This is a genomic window from Saccharicrinis sp. GN24d3 (assembly GCF_052400645.1).
Lineage (GTDB): Bacteria > Bacteroidota > Bacteroidia > Bacteroidales > Marinilabiliaceae > Saccharicrinis.
Genome location: NZ_JBQTGI010000007.1, coordinates 1 through 15,777, shown reverse-complemented (window position 1 = coordinate 15,777; position 15,777 = coordinate 1). Strand labels below are relative to the sequence as shown.

At 39.3% G+C, this 15,777-nt stretch carries 17 protein-coding genes; 9 read left to right on the top strand and 8 right to left on the bottom strand.

Annotated features, from left to right (window positions below):
- The first annotated feature begins 22 nt into the window (after positions 1–22).
- The 4 genes from ACT29I_RS09675 (at position 23) to murI (ending at position 2,644) form a co-directional block, all read left to right on the top strand.
- Entirely contained in the window at positions 23–535 is a 513-nt protein-coding gene (locus ACT29I_RS09675) for an OmpH family outer membrane protein (protein WP_430935552.1), read from the top strand.
- A gap of 47 nt (positions 536–582) precedes the next feature.
- Positions 583–1,104: an OmpH family outer membrane protein gene (locus ACT29I_RS09670; RefSeq protein ID WP_430935554.1), complete on the top strand. Its 522-nt coding sequence runs from the start codon at positions 583–585 to the stop codon at positions 1,102–1,104.
- 48 nt (positions 1,105–1,152) lie between these two features.
- On the top strand, positions 1,153–1,671 hold the full coding sequence (locus tag ACT29I_RS09665; protein WP_430935556.1) for an OmpH family outer membrane protein: 519 nt from the start codon (positions 1,153–1,155) through the stop codon (positions 1,669–1,671).
- Between the two features lie 145 nt (positions 1,672–1,816).
- Positions 1,817–2,644 (top strand): glutamate racemase, encoded by an 828-nt coding sequence (gene murI, locus ACT29I_RS09660; RefSeq protein WP_430935558.1) that lies wholly within the window; start codon positions 1,817–1,819, stop codon positions 2,642–2,644.
- Between the two features lie 148 nt (positions 2,645–2,792).
- On the opposite strand, the gene ACT29I_RS09655 is transcribed toward murI, so the two are convergent.
- Positions 2,793–3,311: a gamma carbonic anhydrase family protein gene (locus tag ACT29I_RS09655; RefSeq protein WP_430935560.1), complete on the bottom strand. Its 519-nt coding sequence runs from the start codon at positions 3,309–3,311 to the stop codon at positions 2,793–2,795.
- 409 nt (positions 3,312–3,720) lie between these two features.
- Here ACT29I_RS09655 and ACT29I_RS09650 point away from each other — a divergent pair, with 409 nt between their 5' ends.
- Positions 3,721–5,571 (top strand): 2-oxoacid:acceptor oxidoreductase subunit alpha, encoded by a 1,851-nt coding sequence (locus ACT29I_RS09650; RefSeq protein ID WP_430935562.1) that lies wholly within the window; start codon positions 3,721–3,723, stop codon positions 5,569–5,571.
- A 4-nt stretch (positions 5,572–5,575) separates the two neighbouring features.
- The gene (locus ACT29I_RS09645) at positions 5,576–6,592 is read left to right on the top strand and encodes a 2-oxoacid:ferredoxin oxidoreductase subunit beta (protein ID WP_430935564.1); all 1,017 of its coding nucleotides are present in this window, start codon (positions 5,576–5,578) and stop codon (positions 6,590–6,592) included.
- Between the two features lie 60 nt (positions 6,593–6,652).
- On the opposite strand, the gene ACT29I_RS09640 is transcribed toward ACT29I_RS09645, so the two are convergent.
- The gene (locus tag ACT29I_RS09640) at positions 6,653–7,165 is read right to left on the bottom strand and encodes a hypothetical protein (RefSeq protein ID WP_430935566.1); all 513 of its coding nucleotides are present in this window, start codon (positions 7,163–7,165) and stop codon (positions 6,653–6,655) included.
- A 281-nt stretch (positions 7,166–7,446) separates the two neighbouring features.
- On the opposite strand from ACT29I_RS09640, the gene ACT29I_RS09635 reads away from it, so the two are divergent.
- On the top strand, positions 7,447–8,148 hold the full coding sequence (locus ACT29I_RS09635) for a head GIN domain-containing protein (RefSeq protein WP_444793311.1): 702 nt from the start codon (positions 7,447–7,449) through the stop codon (positions 8,146–8,148).
- A gap of 356 nt (positions 8,149–8,504) precedes the next feature.
- On the opposite strand, the gene ACT29I_RS09630 is transcribed toward ACT29I_RS09635, so the two are convergent.
- From ACT29I_RS09630 to ACT29I_RS09610, 5 genes are all read right to left on the bottom strand, one after another.
- A complete protein-coding gene (locus ACT29I_RS09630) occupies positions 8,505–8,672 on the bottom strand; it encodes a hypothetical protein (protein ID WP_444793310.1) in 168 nt (55 codons plus the stop codon).
- A 220-nt stretch (positions 8,673–8,892) separates the two neighbouring features.
- A complete protein-coding gene (locus tag ACT29I_RS09625) occupies positions 8,893–9,393 on the bottom strand; it encodes an outer membrane beta-barrel protein (RefSeq protein WP_430935572.1) in 501 nt (166 codons plus the stop codon).
- 253 nt (positions 9,394–9,646) lie between these two features.
- Complete coding sequence (locus tag ACT29I_RS09620; RefSeq protein WP_430935574.1) at positions 9,647–10,225, bottom strand: outer membrane beta-barrel protein; 579 nt, start codon at positions 10,223–10,225, stop codon at positions 9,647–9,649.
- 123 nt (positions 10,226–10,348) lie between these two features.
- Positions 10,349–11,653 (bottom strand): tyrosine--tRNA ligase, encoded by a 1,305-nt coding sequence (gene tyrS, locus ACT29I_RS09615; protein ID WP_430935576.1) that lies wholly within the window; start codon positions 11,651–11,653, stop codon positions 10,349–10,351.
- Between the two features lie 444 nt (positions 11,654–12,097).
- Positions 12,098–12,622 carry a CvpA family protein gene (locus ACT29I_RS09610; RefSeq protein WP_430932053.1) on the bottom strand — a complete coding sequence of 175 codons (525 nt, stop codon included), beginning with the start codon at positions 12,620–12,622 and terminating at the stop codon, positions 12,098–12,100.
- Positions 12,623–12,734: 112 nt separating this feature from the next.
- Between ACT29I_RS09610 and ACT29I_RS09605 the strand changes: the two genes are divergently transcribed.
- Entirely contained in the window at positions 12,735–14,252 is a 1,518-nt protein-coding gene (locus ACT29I_RS09605) for a GH3 auxin-responsive promoter family protein (protein ID WP_430932054.1), read from the top strand.
- 77 nt (positions 14,253–14,329) lie between these two features.
- Positions 14,330–14,944: a deoxynucleoside kinase gene (locus ACT29I_RS09600; protein WP_430932055.1), complete on the top strand. Its 615-nt coding sequence runs from the start codon at positions 14,330–14,332 to the stop codon at positions 14,942–14,944.
- 4 nt (positions 14,945–14,948) lie between these two features.
- Here ACT29I_RS09600 and ACT29I_RS09595 read toward each other — a convergent pair whose 3' ends face one another.
- Entirely contained in the window at positions 14,949–15,620 is a 672-nt protein-coding gene (locus ACT29I_RS09595; protein ID WP_444793309.1) for a hypothetical protein, read from the bottom strand.
- Positions 15,621–15,777: the final 157 nt, after the last annotated feature.

The following is a 15,777-nucleotide window of genomic DNA, read 5'->3' as shown; positions in this document are numbered from 1 at the left end:
GTGTTTAACCAAAATTAAAGACATGAAAAAAATAGTTTTTATTGCGATGATAATGGCGTTTGGCTTAACTATACAAGCTCAAAAGTATGCTTTTGTCGATACGGAGTATATCTTAAAGAATATACCTGCGTTTGAGGCAGCAAACGACCAATTGAATCAAACCTCACAAGGTTGGCAAAAAGAAATTGAAGCCGTATATGCCGAGGTGGAAACCATGTATCAGAATTACCAGACCGAGAGCGTGTTTTTATCTAACGAGATGAAAATAAAGAAAGAAGAGGAGATTGTGGCCAAAGAAAAAGAAGCGCGACAGTTACAAGCAAAATATTTTGGGCCGCAAGGTGAATTAGGCAAAAAAAGGGAGGCGCTGATTAAGCCTATTCAGGACGACATATACAACGCCATACGCGAAATGGTGGAGGACGAAGGATATGCGGCCATATTTGATAAAGCATCGGGCGGTGTAGTTTTATTTTCCGACGCAAAATACGATATTAGCGACGATGTTTTAGAAAAACTGGGATATAAAAAATAGATAGTCGCATATACCTAGAGGGTATGTGTAATGTTAATACTTGATTTATGAAACTAATTAAACAACTTTTTGTTGGATTGGCCTTGATAGGTTCTACGATGGTGTCGGCACAATCCAATCTTAAATTCGGTCATGTTAATACGCAGGCGATATTATCCGCAATGCCCGAATTGAAAACAATTGACGAGCAACTGAAGGGGCAATACGAAACTCTGGAGGCACAGCTAACAACCATGCAGGAAGATTTAAAAAAGCTTCAGACAGATTACCTCACTAAAATGCAGGCAGGTAACATGTCGCCCGATGAAAGAAATATCATCGAAACCGAGTTGCAGGAAAGCAATCTCAAGGTTCAAAACTTTTTTCAAACTTCTCAGCAAACCTTGCAACAGAAAGAACAGGAGCTTAAAAAGCCAATTTTCGACAAAGTGAGTAACGCCATTCAAGAAGTAGGTGCCGAAAATGGTTTCCTATATATTTTTGAAGAAGTAGGAGGCCTGGCGGTATATAAGTCGGAAAAAAGCATTGATGTATCCAACTTGGTAAAAGCAAAACTCGGAATTCAATAATATCAATTACCATTAAAATAATAATCTAAGAATAAAAAAAATAAACATATGAAATCGATTAAATTACTACTAGTTGTTGGGGTGATTGTGTTTAGCTCAAGCACATTTGCTCAAGAGTTAAAATTCGGACACGTTAATATTCAAAAGCTGGTATCTGAACTACCTGAAAAGCTGGCCGCCGATAAAAAATTACAAGAAGAAGCTCAAAAATTGGAGGAAAACCTAAAGGTGATGAATGAAGAGTTGGAATCCAAGTATACCGATTATATGGATAAAAGGGATTCTTTACCTGAGTTAATTGTGGCCACTAAAGAAAAAGAAATCCAGGAACTGCAACAACGATTGCAAAACTTTAAGATGTTGGCGCAACAGAACATACAAACCCAGGAGCAACAAATGCTTCAACCTATCATCCAAAAAATTCAGAAAGCAATTGACGAAGTAGGTGCCGAAAATGGTTTTATATACATTTTTGATGTTAGTTCCAGGGTTGTTATCTATCATTCAGAAAAAAGTACGGATGTGGAAGAGTTGGTGAAAGCTAAATTAACGGCTTCGGTTAACTAGAAACTATATAAAAAATATATATTTGAAGGATGGTTATGTAAATAGCCATCCTTTTTTGGTTTAATCTTTTCCGAAGTTTTCAACTTTAGTAAAGAGGCAAGATTATTTGTGGCTTATCTTTTATTAAGTAAATGGAAAGTAATAAATGGAAAATAAGTTAGGGCCCATAGCGGTTTTTGATTCGGGGTACGGGGGGCTTACCGTATTAGATAAGCTACGGAAACGTTTGCCGCAATACGACTTTCTGTATTTGGGCGACAATGCCCGAACACCATACGGCACCCGATCGTTTGATGTGGTGTATGAATATACCCTGGAAGCGGTCAAAAAACTGTTCTCAATGGGCGTGCACCTCATTATTTTGGCATGTAATACTGCGTCGGCCAAAGCGCTTAGGACTATCCAGCAAAACGACTTGCCCAAAATAGACCCAACCAGGCGTGTATTAGGCGTTATTCGCCCCAGTGTTGAAGTGGTATCCCAATATACCTTGACCCATAAAATTGGTGTATTAGGAACGGTTGGAACGGTCCAATCGGATTCGTATTCAATAGAATTAAAAAAACAATCGAAAAAACTGGAGGTCTTTCAAGAGGCATGTCCCATGTGGGTGCCATTGGTGGAGAACGGTGAGGCAGAATCGGCCGGGGCAGATTACTTTATCCGGAAAAACGTGAATAACCTGTTAAAACAGGATGCGGATATTGATACGGTGATTTTGGGCTGTACCCATTATCCGTTGCTTCTGGATAAAATAAAACAGTTTTTACCAGGTTCATGTACCATTTTGGCGCAAGGTGATATTGTTGCCGATAGTTTGGCCGATTACCTTAAACGTCACCCCGAAATGGAGGCTAAGTGCTCTAAAAATGGTCAGGTGTCATTTTATACTACCGAAAACGCCGATAAATTCAAGCAGACAGCAGGTTATTTTTTTAAAGAGGACATCGAGGTAAAACATATTCATCTGTAAATGTCATTGGTAAATCTTGTAAATCATGGGTTTGATTTCAGAAAATGTTCATAATCAGCATATGAAGAAACAAACTTTTCCAAAGTTTTTAACTTTGGAAAAGTTAACCGGACCAGCACAGACCATTGCTTCACTAAGCAATGCCTAATTACTCCTCCTTGTACCAACTAGAGTACATCAGATAGTTATTCGCAATTTTATTAATCATTTCCTTGGTTTGCTGCGGTTCAATATCTTTTACCTTTTTAGCGGGAACTCCGGCATATACACTGTTCGGCTCAACTTTAGTCCCGGTTAAGACTAATGAATTAGCTGCTATGATAGAGTTTTCTCCTATAACGGCATGGTCCAGAACAGTAGCTCCTATACCTACCAAAACATTGTTCTCTATTTTTGCGCCATGAATGGTAACATTGTGTCCAATAGAAACGTTATCGCCAATTTCGATGGTCGATTTCTCATAAAGCGTGTGCAAAACAGATCCATCCTGAATATTAACTTTATTGCCGATACGAATTGAGTTTACATCCCCCCTGAGCACTGCATTAAACCAAACGCTGCAATCGTTTCCCATTTCAACATCGCCAACAATGGTGGCATTTTCGGCTAAATATACATTTTCTCCAATTTTGGGAGTAAATCCCCTTACTTCTTTTATTAGTGCCATTAATTTAGTAGTATTTGTTTAAATTTATTATTGATTCTTAAACCAACATTTCGTGCAAATTTACGCTTTTTACTAGCAAATAATATGTTCGTGAGCATGACTTTGATTTATTCGAAAATCCGTTGTATTGTCTTATCAGTTTAGTTATCTTTAAACAAACAGTTTTGGATTGGTATTTGTTGTGGAGAAAAAGAACATAAAATATTGGTTTTCGCGCTTAAATACTGACGTCTGTCAAGCTTTTGTTATTCCATACCGATTACCTTTACTGTTCAATTAACGCTAACAGATTCTTTTAAGGAAATTACTAGAACATGAATCCTCAATGACCCTTATTGCAGGATTTTATTTTATGTAATTATGATGAAAGAATCTATAAAGAATCCTGATATAAAGTTTTAAAATAATTATGGGCAGAAGTTCAAAAGTAATCGAGCGGGACGAGGTCGTTGTGAGGTTTTCGGGCGACTCGGGTGACGGAATGCAATTGACCGGAACCTTGTTTTCAAATACTTCGGCGGTTTTTGGAAACGATATTTCTACATTTCCAGATTATCCGGCTGAGATCAGGGCCCCACAAGGAACCATTGGTGGGGTTTCCGGTTTTCAAGTTCATTTTGGCCACACGGAGGTATACACACCGGGCGATTATGCCGATGTGCTGGTGGCCATGAATCCGGCGGCACTAAAGGCTAATTCTAAATGGGTAAAACCGGGCGGGACCATCGTTATGGATGTGGACAGTTTTGATGACAAACATTTGGAGAAGGCGGGTTACACCACAAATGATCCAATTACCGAGGATAAACTTGGCGATTATAATATTATTAAAGCCCCTATCACAACCCTTACCAAAGAGAGTCTGAAGGATATGGGATTGGATAATAAAAGTATTTTGCGAAGTAAAAACATGTATGCGCTTGGTCTGGTGTATTGGTTGTTTGACCGATCGCTTGAGCATACACGTGAGTTTATTAAGAAAAAGTTTGCCAAAAACCCATTGGTTGTGGAGGCCAACTTAAAAGTGCTGAAGGAAGGTTATGATTACGGTGTGATTATCCAAGCGGTAACGCCTTCGTACCATATTAACCCGGCATCCATTAAAAAGGGGAAGTACCGTAACTTAAATGGTAATACTGCTGTTGCATGGGGCTTGATTGCAGCTGCCCAGAAAGCAAACCTTGAATTGTTTTTAGGATCGTATCCTATTACCCCGGCAACAGAGATTCTTCAAGAACTCTCTGCCCGTAAAGATTTAGGTGTAAAAGTATTTCAGGCCGAGGATGAGATTGCAGGGATATGTACCGCTATTGGAGCCAGTTTTGCAGGTGATTTGGCTGTAACATCCACCTCCGGTCCCGGATTGGCCTTAAAAGGCGAAGCCATTGGTTTGGCGGTTATTTCGGAATTGCCACTGGTGATTGTAAATGTACAGCGCGGAGGCCCGTCAACAGGACTGCCGACCAAAACAGAACAGAGCGACTTGATGCAGGCCTTATATGGCAGAAACGGAGAAAGCCCGTGTGTGGTGATGGCAGCTTCTTCGCCTATCAACTGTTTCGAATATGCTTTTTATGCGGCTAAAATTGCCATTGAACACATGACACCCGTAATTTTGTTAACGGATGGTTTTTTGGCCAATGGTACGCAGCCATGGAGGATTCCTGATTTGGCAGACTATCCCGAGATTGTTGCCAAGCGTGTTCCCGATGAAGAAAAAGAGGGTTGGATGCCATACAAACGGGATCCCGAATCATTGGTTCGTTGTTGGGCACCCGTTGGTACACCTGGTCTAATGCATCGTATTGGCGGTTTGGAAAAAGATGAAAATACAGGCGGTGTTTCATATGATGCCGAAAGTCACGAGAAGATGGTGTACTATCGGGAGGCCAAAGTGAAAAAAATAGAAAACTATATTCCGGAACAAGACATTTTAGGAGATCCGGATAGTGAAGTACTTGTGGTTGGCTGGGGCGGTACCTTTGGGCACTTGTATACCGCAGTGGAGGAACTTCAGGATGAGGGTGTAGGAATTGCTTTGGCACATTTTAACTATATAAATCCGTTGCCCAAAAATGCACATGACGTGTTAAAGCAATACAAAAAAATATTGGTTTGTGAATTAAATTTAGGTCAGTTTGCCAATTGCCTGCGTATGAATTTTCCTGATATTCAGTATCGTCAGTACAACAAAGTGCAGGGCTTACCATTTACGGTTTTGGAATTAAAGGAGCAGTTTAAAAAATTACTGGAGGAGTAATGTCATGAGTGAACAATGTGAATTAAAATATACCGACTTTAAAAGTGATTTAAGTGTAAGATGGTGTCCGGGATGTGGTGACCATGCGATTCTTAATTCGGTACAAAAGGCCATGGCCAACTTAAACGTGGAACAGCACAATGTGGCCGTCATTTCCGGAATCGGTTGTTCTTCGCGATTCCCATATTATATGAATACCTATGGTTTTCATACTATTCATGGAAGGGCCGCAGCGGTTGCTTCGGGTGTTAAGGTGGCCAATCCCCATTTGCATGTATGGGAGATTACAGGCGATGGAGATGCCTTGGCGATTGGAGGAAACCACTTTATTCATCTTATCCGAAGGAATATTGATATCAACGTGATTCTTTTTAATAACCAAATTTACGGATTGACGAAAGGACAATATTCGCCGACTTCAAAGCGAGGGTTTATTTCTAAAACTTCACCATTTGGTACGGTGGAAGATCCTTTTCGACCCGGGGAATTGGCGTTAGGTGCACGAAGCCAGTTTTTTGCCAGAACAGTGGATAAAGAATTGAAACTTTCCGTGGAAGTATTGGAGGAGGCTGCAAAACACAAAGGAACATCCATAGTGGAAGTGCTGCAAAATTGTGTGATCTACAACGATAAAACACATGAGGCCATCACAGACAAAGAACATAAATTGGACAGGACCATTGTTTTAAAACATGGCGAAAAAATGATTTTCGGCACCAACAGGGACAAAGGTTTGGTGATGGACGGTATGAACATTAAAGCGGTTACCCTTGGTGAAGATGGGTATACCATGGATGATATTTTGGTACATGATGCCGAAACCCATCATGTTTCGATGCATCGTAAGTTAGCCAATATGGATTATCCGGAACTACCGGTTGCCTTAGGGGTTATCCGTTCGGCGGACGGACTTAGTTACGATGAATGTGTTGAAAAGCAATTAGATGAGGTTCAGAAAAATACCAGGGTACATACATTCGAAGAATTGGTTAATTCGGGAGAAGTTTGGGAGGTAGAATAAATACAAATCTTATATTCTATGAAAAAGGATTGCTCAAAAAAGCAATCCTTTTTATATATTTTACCTTAGGGTAGTTGAGTTTTCAAATTTAACCTTGTTATTGCCTTTGATGGTTTTGTTTTTTAACGCTAAATACTCGTCGGCAGAAATATCTTCGATATGGGAGACTCCACCATTTTTGTCAAGCTTTACAACTCGATAAATGGGGCCGTCTTCATAATTAGAAGTTAGTGACGGATCAATAAGAGGTGTTCCCTCAACAACATATTTTGTTTCGCCAACAATAAAATAAAAGAATTTACTATAAAGTACACCATCCAATAAAGCAACACAACCAGGTACGCTCTCAATAGCTCTGTCGATAGCTTCTTTCATATTTGGAATACCTGTGGGAATGAAAATAATAATATAAGCTTTATCAGAACCTTCGACCCTTGCTTTACCTCTTTCAAAGGAGGCCCCTTTGCTTAGGTCCACATTTTTTGTTGAAATAATGGTGAAATCAACCAAACGTTGCGTACATGATGTAAGTGCAAACATGGCAACAAATAAAACAACTAAATTCTTTTTCATAATCTGAGTATAAAAACCCTACTCGTATGGCTTTTCGGTTCCGCCCCGTTTTTTTTAATGGTATCTGGTATCCATTATTTTAAATATCTATTCAATTTAATAAGCTTTCTCTATAATGTCAATAGGTGAATTCTTAGGAATGGAATTTAGTAAAGCAATAAATAGCCTCTGTAAAAATTATAAGTAGTTTATTTTTGAAAAAAAATATTGAAATGTTGTAACTTATGTGGCACATTAGACGTCAGAATGCACAGGTACCCAAAACATAAAAAACAACACATATGGCACGTAAAAAAGTAATATTATCTGTATTCACATTGCTTGTCGGAGTAAGCTTATTGGCAAAAAGCGGAACCAACGAAAGGGAAGTGCGGGGAGTGGCGAAATTTAATTCAATTACGGCAAACTCCGGTTTAGACGTATACATCGTACAAGGAAGTGAGTGCAGCGTGGAGGTGGAGGCTTCAAAAAGTCAGATTCACAGAATAGTTACCGAAGTAAAAGGTGGAACTTTACATGTTTATGTCAAAGGAAATTTCCGATGGAATTTAAAAGATGTAAGAAAAGTATATGTCTCAGCCCCGGAGTTTACAAATATTACAGCCAATGGGGGTGCGGATATACGAGGAAATTCTGTTATAAAATCAGGGCATCTTAATGTGAAGTCAAACGGGGGAGCCGATATCTATTTATCGGTAGATACTAAAAGTTTAATACTAAACTGTAGCGGAGGGGCTGACATTATGGTAGAAGGAACGACCGAACAGCTTACAGCTTCCGCTTCGGGTGGGGCGGATATTAATGCCAAAAAATTGAAGGCCAAGTATGTAACTGCTTCGGCAAGTGGCGGTGGCGATATCGACGTTTTTGCATCAGAATCTATAACGGCTAAGGCAAGTGGCGGCGGAGATGTAAATTATATGGGTTCCCCAAAAAAGAAAAATATTAGCGAGTCGGGCGGTGGCGATGTTAGCGGGTATTAACCCGTATAATTTAAATATTTTGTCCACGTTAGGATTCAATGTTCTTTAAATACCCCGATTGTCTTTAATTTTTGTGTGCTGATTATAGGAGCGGGTTTTATGCTTTGTCGCTCTATCTTAGGTAGAATGTCTTTTGATATGCCGTGTACGCATAATAATGGTTGTTAAAGTGGGTTCTATAATTTCCGAGATCGAATAATTGCTGAACCCCCACAATGGTTAGGTTTTCCGGTACACTGTGCTTTTTTTATAAAGCATTGAATGGCGCAATAGCCCAGTGGTCACCGGCACAGAAAACACGATCGGGTATTGTTTTTTGTCTAAGAAACCGAATCGCCTTGCATACCTGGTTCAGATTAGAGTTTGTTGTTGAGCGATAAACTCATCTCTAACCTCCAATCTATATTTAATATGTCCATGGACTGATTTCTTTCAATGTTGCAATATTTTTGCAACCCAATAGAAACGAGATGTTCTATGACTTGAAAGGTAGCTTTGTAATCTTCAAGTAGCATTTTGTTCATGTTGGGGCTGTCTGGCACCCGGTCGTAAATAACAATTGGCTCCTCTTGTTTCTTGAAAACTCCAAAATGTTCTGTGTACTCGGTCTCCAACCCCAAACGTGCAATATTTCATTCATGCATGCATTGGGCACCACCTTGAAAACGAAGCATATATTACCAGATAAAAAAAAGGCATAAAAAAACCGGCGCATGGCCGGTTTAATAATTTTTGGGAATATGGTTAAAAACGAACCCCAACCGTTATGGCCAGGTGCTCAAACGCTGTATCATATTTTATTTCACCAAAAAACATATCGTAGTTGGTTCCGGCACCTAAATCAATCCCAATTTCGCCATCCGAAGCTTCTGCGGAGAATCCAAATCCGCCAGTAGGTCCATCATATTTAACTTTAACGTGTGAATAGTTCAATCCTGCCAGGCCATAAAATTCAAAATCACCTTCTTCATAGAAATTGTAATGTGCATCTGCATTTAATTGCCAGGCCGTTAACTTAAAATCACCCTCAGAACTTGGAAAAACAAAAGTGAAACCGGGAGATACTGACCAATCTTCGTTAAACTCATATTCGCCTCTAATGTTAATCCCAATACCCATTCCCCCATCAACGGCCCAATCGGTACCCAAGGAAAGTCCGCCGCCGTATTTTATGTTTTCGTTTTGAGCAAAAGACAATGAGGAAACCATTGTCATCATAACCACTGCTAATAGTAATTTTTTCATATCCAATTTTTTTAGGTTGCACATAATAAAGAAATACAGATCCAAAAGTATGTAAATATTGTTTGTTTGTCAACTTGCCGAACAAAGGCATTCCTTCGAAAATTGGTTACTGACCTACAGATTAAATATGTTAGTGGAATTTTATGGTACCTTCATGGAATCAAAAAAATGAGAAAAGCCAGGACTGAGGTCAATTTAAATAGAGTAGAGTTCTACACTAATGGCATCTACGTGTCATTATGTTAATCTCGAATTAAAAATACACGGATAAGCCTGCAAGTACTCCAATACCATCGGTGATTAACTTGGCTTTAGAGTCGTCAGAATCTGATACAGCTACATGAGCGTAAACTAATCCAAAGTCGAGCGAAACAAAATCATTCAGAAATACGGCTACTCCACCGCCAAAATCATAAGCAAAAACATCCATGTTAAATTCATCCGAACCTTCTTCTTTTTCGGTTTGAGTACCAATACCGAAATCAGCTCTTAGATAGGGACGAACATTGGAAGAACCAATGTAATAGATGGCATATGGTCCTACAATGGAAGTGGTTGTTTTATAATCCTCTACCTCATCGTATTCATACGTTAAAGACAATCCTATGGCAAAATTATCCACAGCAAAGTACCCTACTGTTGGACTGAGGTTGAAATTTTTGTTTGAGACTTCATCGCCCATCTTTTCCCCATCATATTGGAATCTCATTTTAGTAGAAGTAAATGTTAAATCAGAAGCTCCTGATATATGTAATTTCCCACTGTTTAACTGAGCAGTTGAAAGGGTTGAGAAAAGAGCAGAAATCGCCACGAAAAGAAATAGCTTTTTCATTTTTTTACGTTTAAGGTTAATGTATAAATTATCTGTAACCCTAAAGTAATTTTAATTATTGGTCATAAAAAACCTCCACCAAATTTATTGATGAAGGTTTGCATATTGTAGGTGGATGTTGTGTTACTCCACAATAACCACAAAGAAGTTCTTTTTACCTTTTTGAACCAAAAGATATTTGTCGTTTAAAAGATAATCGGTATTTACTGACATATCACCGACTGTAATTTTTTCTTTGTTTAAGCTGACACCTCCGCCTTTAATGGTTTTGCGTGCCTCACCTTTTGAAGGGAAAATTTCTGTTTGTACAGCAAGAAGTTCCAAGATATCAATTCCCGATTCCAATTCGTCTTTTGAAACATTAAACATAGGAACGCCTTCAAAAACGGCAAGGAAAGTATCCTCATCAATTTTTTTAAGTGCGTCCATGGTCGATTTCCCGAAAAGTATCTGGCTGGCCTCAACCGATGCCTCATACGCTTCCCGGCCATGTATCATCACAGTAATTTCTTCGGCCAGTCTTTTTTGAAGAGCACGTGCATGTGGCGCTTCAGCATGTTCCTTTACCAGTTTTTCCACCTTCTCTTGCGAAAGCAGGGTGAAAATTTTAATATACTTCTCTGCATCTTCATCGGAGGCATTTAACCAAAATTGATAAAACTTGTATGGGCTCGTACGCTTGGGGTCGAGCCAGATATTCCCCGATTCGGTTTTTCCGAACTTGCCGCCATCGGCCTTTGTAATTAAAGGACAAGTCATGGCAAAAGCTTTGCCTTCCTCACCATCCTTACTCAGCCTTCTTATAAGCTCGGTTCCGGTCGTAATATTTCCCCATTGGTCGGAACCACCCATCTGAAGTTTGCATCCGTACTCGTTATACAAATGGTAAAAGTCGGTGCCCTGAACCAACTGGTAGGTAAACTCGGTAAATGAAAGTCCTGCGTTTCCTTCTCCGCTGATTCGTTTTTTAACCGAATCCTTGGCCATCATATAATTAACGGTAATATGTTTGCCAATGTCACGAATAAAACCCAGGAAAGAGAATTCCTTCATCCAGTCATAGTTGTTTACCATGATGGCCTGGTTTTTTTTGCCACTGTCAAAGTCCAAAAAATGGCTTAACTGTTCTTTTATACAATTTTGGTTATGCCGAAGCGTGGTTTCGTCCAAAAGATTACGTTCGTCCGATTTTCCCGAAGGATCCCCAATCATCCCCGTTGCACCGCCAACCAAAACTATAGGCCTGTGACCGGCCACCTGCATATGTTTAAGCATCATCACGGTAACGAGGTGACCGATATGAAGAGAATCGGCAGTTGGGTCGATGCCAACATAACCCGTGGTCATTTCTTTTTGCAGTTGCTCTTCGGTTCCGGGCATCATATCGTGAATCATGCCGCGCCATTTCAGTTCTTCAACAAAGTTCATGGTTCTATAATTGAATGTTTTAATATCTGATTTTTATGAAACGCCAAAGATAATAAACTTTGTAGAGATTGGATATTAATATCAGAAACCAAACAACCAAAGCAGTATTTTATTATTAAACCCGGATTATGTATTATAGGCTCGTCATGAACATGGCAGGTACAATAAAACAAGGCATCACTGAAACGAGGCATCACTTGTCCCGATTACTTTCGGGAGCATCGTTCTGGTGAGTTGAAGTGATGCAACGAAGGGCTTGTTTTAAAGTAATTTCAATGTGTAATAGAATTTCTAATGCATATTGCGGGTTAAAGCCATCATGAATTTCATCGGCCGGCACGTATGGATTGGGTATCACTTTAACTTACGGTGTAACCGACAATGGTATATGTGCGTTATAGTGTGTATTATGGCAAACGATTTAATGTTGGATTGATTAAATAACTACGTGGTAGCATGCGTTGCATCCTCTACTTTTTCTTTTATTTTCTCCTGGTCGAAATTTAGGTAAGGAAAAACTCTTGGAGCAAACTCGGAAAGAGGTTGATAAATAATGGAACTTTCCCTGGTTTCTTCCGGAATAAGGTTAAAGGTTCTGTCAAATGAAGAGAAGATAGCGAGCAGGATGCTCAATATGAACGCATATTTAACAAAAGCGAAGGCAGAACCAAATATCCTGTTAACCAAACCAAGTGCAATGGCATTAACTAACCTGTCTACCAGCTTAGCCACCAGATGAACGCCGACCACAATAACCACAAAAGTCACCAAAAAGGAAATGATACCGATATAATTACTTGAAAAATGTTGCACCAGCCAATCTTCGGTAATACTTGAGAATTTAATAGCCCCCAACACGCCAAGGACTAAAGCTGCCAACGACGCAAACTCTATTATTAAACCGTTCCTAAAGCCTTTAATAATAGCTATTACCAATATGATGCCGATAACAATATCAAAATAATTCATGCGTTTATAATTTTCATTTGCTAAAATAACAAAAGAGTCGTTTAATATTACCTAAATGCCCATCTTATTTCTTCGGGAAAATATTTATATTTATCCATTAAAATATAACCGTATGCCAATTCTGAATTCCATCATATCATTAGTAAATATTCGCAGGCTTTCACAAATAGATCATTTTAAATCAAATCCTGAAGAGGTTCAAAAAGATCAACTGATGGAACTAATACGAAAGGCGAGTGCCACGGAGTTGGGTAGATACTATGATTTTGCCTCCATAAAATCCGTCATAGACTTTCAAAATCGTGTCCCGGTTCAAAAGTATGAGCAGATAGAATCATCAATTGATAAAATCCGCCATGGAGGAAAAAACGTGCTTTGGCCGGGTGAGATTAAATGGTTTGCCAAATCTTCGGGGACAACTTCATCAAAAAGTAAATTTATTCCCGTTTCAAAAGAAGCCTTGGAAGATTGCCACTTTAGGGGCGGAAAAGATGTTTTGGCCATTTACAATAAGTTGTATCCTGAAACGGAAATGTTCTCGGGAAAAGGCTTAACGCTCGGTGGCAGTCAGCAACTGAATCAGTACAACCGGGATTCTTTCTATGGCGATCTGTCTGCTATTTTGATTGGTAACCTGCCGTTTTGGGTAAATTTTATCCGAACCCCGGACCAGTCCATCGCACTAATGGATAAGTGGGAAGAGAAACTTGTTAAGATGACCGAAGCCACCATCAACGAAAATGTTACCTCATTGACCGGTGTGCCCTCTTGGTTTCTGGTCCTGATAAAACATTTATTGCAGTTTTCGGGAAAAGATAACCTGCTGGAAATATGGCCAAACCTCGAACTTTTTATTCATGGTGGCATAAACTTTGGGCCTTACCGCGAACAATACAAAAAAATAATTCCTTCGGATAATATGCATTATATGGAAACCTATAATGCCTCTGAAGGCTTTTTTGCTATACAAGACGACCCTGCTTCCAGTTCTATGCTGTTAATGTTGGATTACGGTATTTTTTACGAATTTATACCTATGGAAGAATGGGGGAAAGACTACCCACAAGCATTAACCATTGAGGATGTTGAACTGAATACCAATTATGCCATTGTTATTTCTACTAATAGTGGGTTGTGGCGCTATGCGGTTGGCGACACGGTGCAGTTTACTTCGAAATATCCGCACAAATTAGTGATCACTGGCAGAACCAAACATTTTATCAATGCTTTTGGTGAGGAAATTATTGTTGACAATTCCGACAAAGCCATTGACCATGCTTGCAAAAAAACCGGTGCCATCATTAAAGAATATACCGCCGCGCCAATGTATATGAGCACCGATGAGAAAGGCAAGCATCAGTGGATCATAGAGTTTGAAAAAGAACCTAACGATATTAAATTGTTCTCACAGGAATTAGATCGAGAACTTCAGGCTATTAATTCTGATTACGAAGCCAAAAGATACAGGGACATTACGCTGGAGTTTCCTAAAATAGAAGTCGCCAGAAAAAATCTTTTTTTCGATTGGCTGAAAAAACACAACAAGCTTGGCGGTCAAAACAAAGTGCCACGCCTTACCAATAACAGGGATTTAATTGAAGAACTTATTGCCATCAATCAAGAAAGGTGAATCATAGATAGAAATTAACGTTTTTTTGCGCCTATTTTTATACTTTTGAACCCAATTTAACTAAAAATCGATAGTAAATGCACATTGCGATAGCAGGAAATATAGGATCAGGAAAAACAACGCTTACCACTTTGCTTTCAAAACATTATGGATGGGAGGCTCATTATGAGGAAGTAGATGACAACCCCTACCTGGCCGATTTTTATGAGGATATGCAACGGTGGTCGTTCAATCTTCAGGTTTATTTTTTGAACAGTCGTTTCTCGCAGGTGAACGATATTCGAAAAAAGGGCAAGACCGTGATTCAAGACCGAACGATCTACGAAGATGCCTATATTTTTGCACCCAACCTGTATGACATGGGTTTGATGAGCAAGCGCGATTTTGACAACTATGCTTCCTTATTTGAATTAATGAGCAGTCTGGTTCAGGCACCCGATTTATTGATTTACCTTAGGGCTTCGGTTCCTAAACTGGTTGAACAAATCCAAAGTCGTGGCCGCGATTATGAGAGTGGTATCCGTCTTGACTATTTAAAGCGGCTGAATGAGCGCTATGAGGCTTGGGTTGAACAATATACGCAAGGCAAACTGCTGATAGTTAATGTGGATGAATACAACTTCATCAAAAACAAAACGGATTTAAGTTCAATCATCGATAAGGTGGACACTCATGTAAATGGACTGTTTTAAAAGATCATTTTTTCCCGAAATATAATTTTGCTTGTAACCCCCAATGGTTTTGTTTGCCGTGGGGGTTTATGGTTACATCATCTTCGGGAAAATATTCGGCTTCGATATTGGGGATAACAGTGTATCGCACACTTAATGTGGCAAACTGTTCTCCAATTATTTTTATCAGTAAGCCCACCTCGGGTCCAAAACCTGCCTGAAATGTATTGCTTACATAGCTTACGGATGCATCGTTGTTTGTACCTGTATAGTTGGAATCGAAATCGACCATATTACGCAGATAATAGAGACCGAAAGCTACGCCCAGATAAGGTCTTATCTTTTCTTCGTTAAAATAAAAGTTGCCTTGGGCCGTGAGGTTCATCATCTGATAATTCACTTTAATATCTCCTCTCCTGCTTTGGTTCCAGGTATCTTCATCTTTTGGAAAATAAGCATATCCTAACCCGGAGCCCAGGGACAGCCGAGGGTTAAAAAACCAGAGAGAGCTGAAGTTTATCCCGCCGCCTATGTTAGCCACATCGTTAAAACCAAAATTATCATTTTCAAAACCATTGCTAGGTACCAAAGCTGATATTCCGCCGCCCAAAAGAAGCCCGTTTTGAGACAATAAATTAGTGCATCCCAAAGCCACAAATAATAATAGAAATAGCGATACCCTATGTAAGAAACGCATGTTATACTATTTAAATATTAAAATTAGGTTACTACTCAGCAAGCAAAAACGAAATATAAGTAACATGGTTTCCTTGCTGTATTTGTTTCTGAGTTGCAAAGCGTGAGCAAATATTGGATTCTCCTGTTCTGGATTTTAAAAACATAAATTTGTAGGG

Coding starts and splice junctions, on each gene's coding strand:
- ACT29I_RS09620 (WP_430935574.1), bottom strand. CDS start 10,225: ATGAAAAAGCTATTTCTTTTCGTGGCGATTTCTGCTCTTTTCTCAACC.
- ACT29I_RS09645 (WP_430935564.1), top strand. CDS start 5,576: ATGAGTGAACAATGTGAATTAAAATATACCGACTTTAAAAGTGATTTA.
- ACT29I_RS09635 (WP_444793311.1), top strand. CDS start 7,447: ATGGCACGTAAAAAAGTAATATTATCTGTATTCACATTGCTTGTCGGA.
- ACT29I_RS09630 (WP_444793310.1), bottom strand. CDS start 8,672: ATGAACAAAATGCTACTTGAAGATTACAAAGCTACCTTTCAAGTCATA.
- tyrS (WP_430935576.1), bottom strand. CDS start 11,653: ATGAACTTTGTTGAAGAACTGAAATGGCGCGGCATGATTCACGATATG.
- ACT29I_RS09595 (WP_444793309.1), bottom strand. CDS start 15,620: ATGCGTTTCTTACATAGGGTATCGCTATTTCTATTATTATTTGTGGCT.
- ACT29I_RS09675 (WP_430935552.1), top strand. CDS start 23: ATGAAAAAAATAGTTTTTATTGCGATGATAATGGCGTTTGGCTTAACT.
- ACT29I_RS09610 (WP_430932053.1), bottom strand. CDS start 12,622: ATGAATTATTTTGATATTGTTATCGGCATCATATTGGTAATAGCTATT.
- ACT29I_RS09655 (WP_430935560.1), bottom strand. CDS start 3,311: ATGGCACTAATAAAAGAAGTAAGGGGATTTACTCCCAAAATTGGAGAA.
- ACT29I_RS09650 (WP_430935562.1), top strand. CDS start 3,721: ATGGGCAGAAGTTCAAAAGTAATCGAGCGGGACGAGGTCGTTGTGAGG.
- ACT29I_RS09665 (WP_430935556.1), top strand. CDS start 1,153: ATGAAATCGATTAAATTACTACTAGTTGTTGGGGTGATTGTGTTTAGC.
- ACT29I_RS09600 (WP_430932055.1), top strand. CDS start 14,330: ATGCACATTGCGATAGCAGGAAATATAGGATCAGGAAAAACAACGCTT.
- ACT29I_RS09605 (WP_430932054.1), top strand. CDS start 12,735: ATGCCAATTCTGAATTCCATCATATCATTAGTAAATATTCGCAGGCTT.
- ACT29I_RS09625 (WP_430935572.1), bottom strand. CDS start 9,393: ATGAAAAAATTACTATTAGCAGTGGTTATGATGACAATGGTTTCCTCA.
- ACT29I_RS09640 (WP_430935566.1), bottom strand. CDS start 7,165: ATGAAAAAGAATTTAGTTGTTTTATTTGTTGCCATGTTTGCACTTACA.
- ACT29I_RS09670 (WP_430935554.1), top strand. CDS start 583: ATGAAACTAATTAAACAACTTTTTGTTGGATTGGCCTTGATAGGTTCT.
- murI (WP_430935558.1), top strand. CDS start 1,817: ATGGAAAATAAGTTAGGGCCCATAGCGGTTTTTGATTCGGGGTACGGG.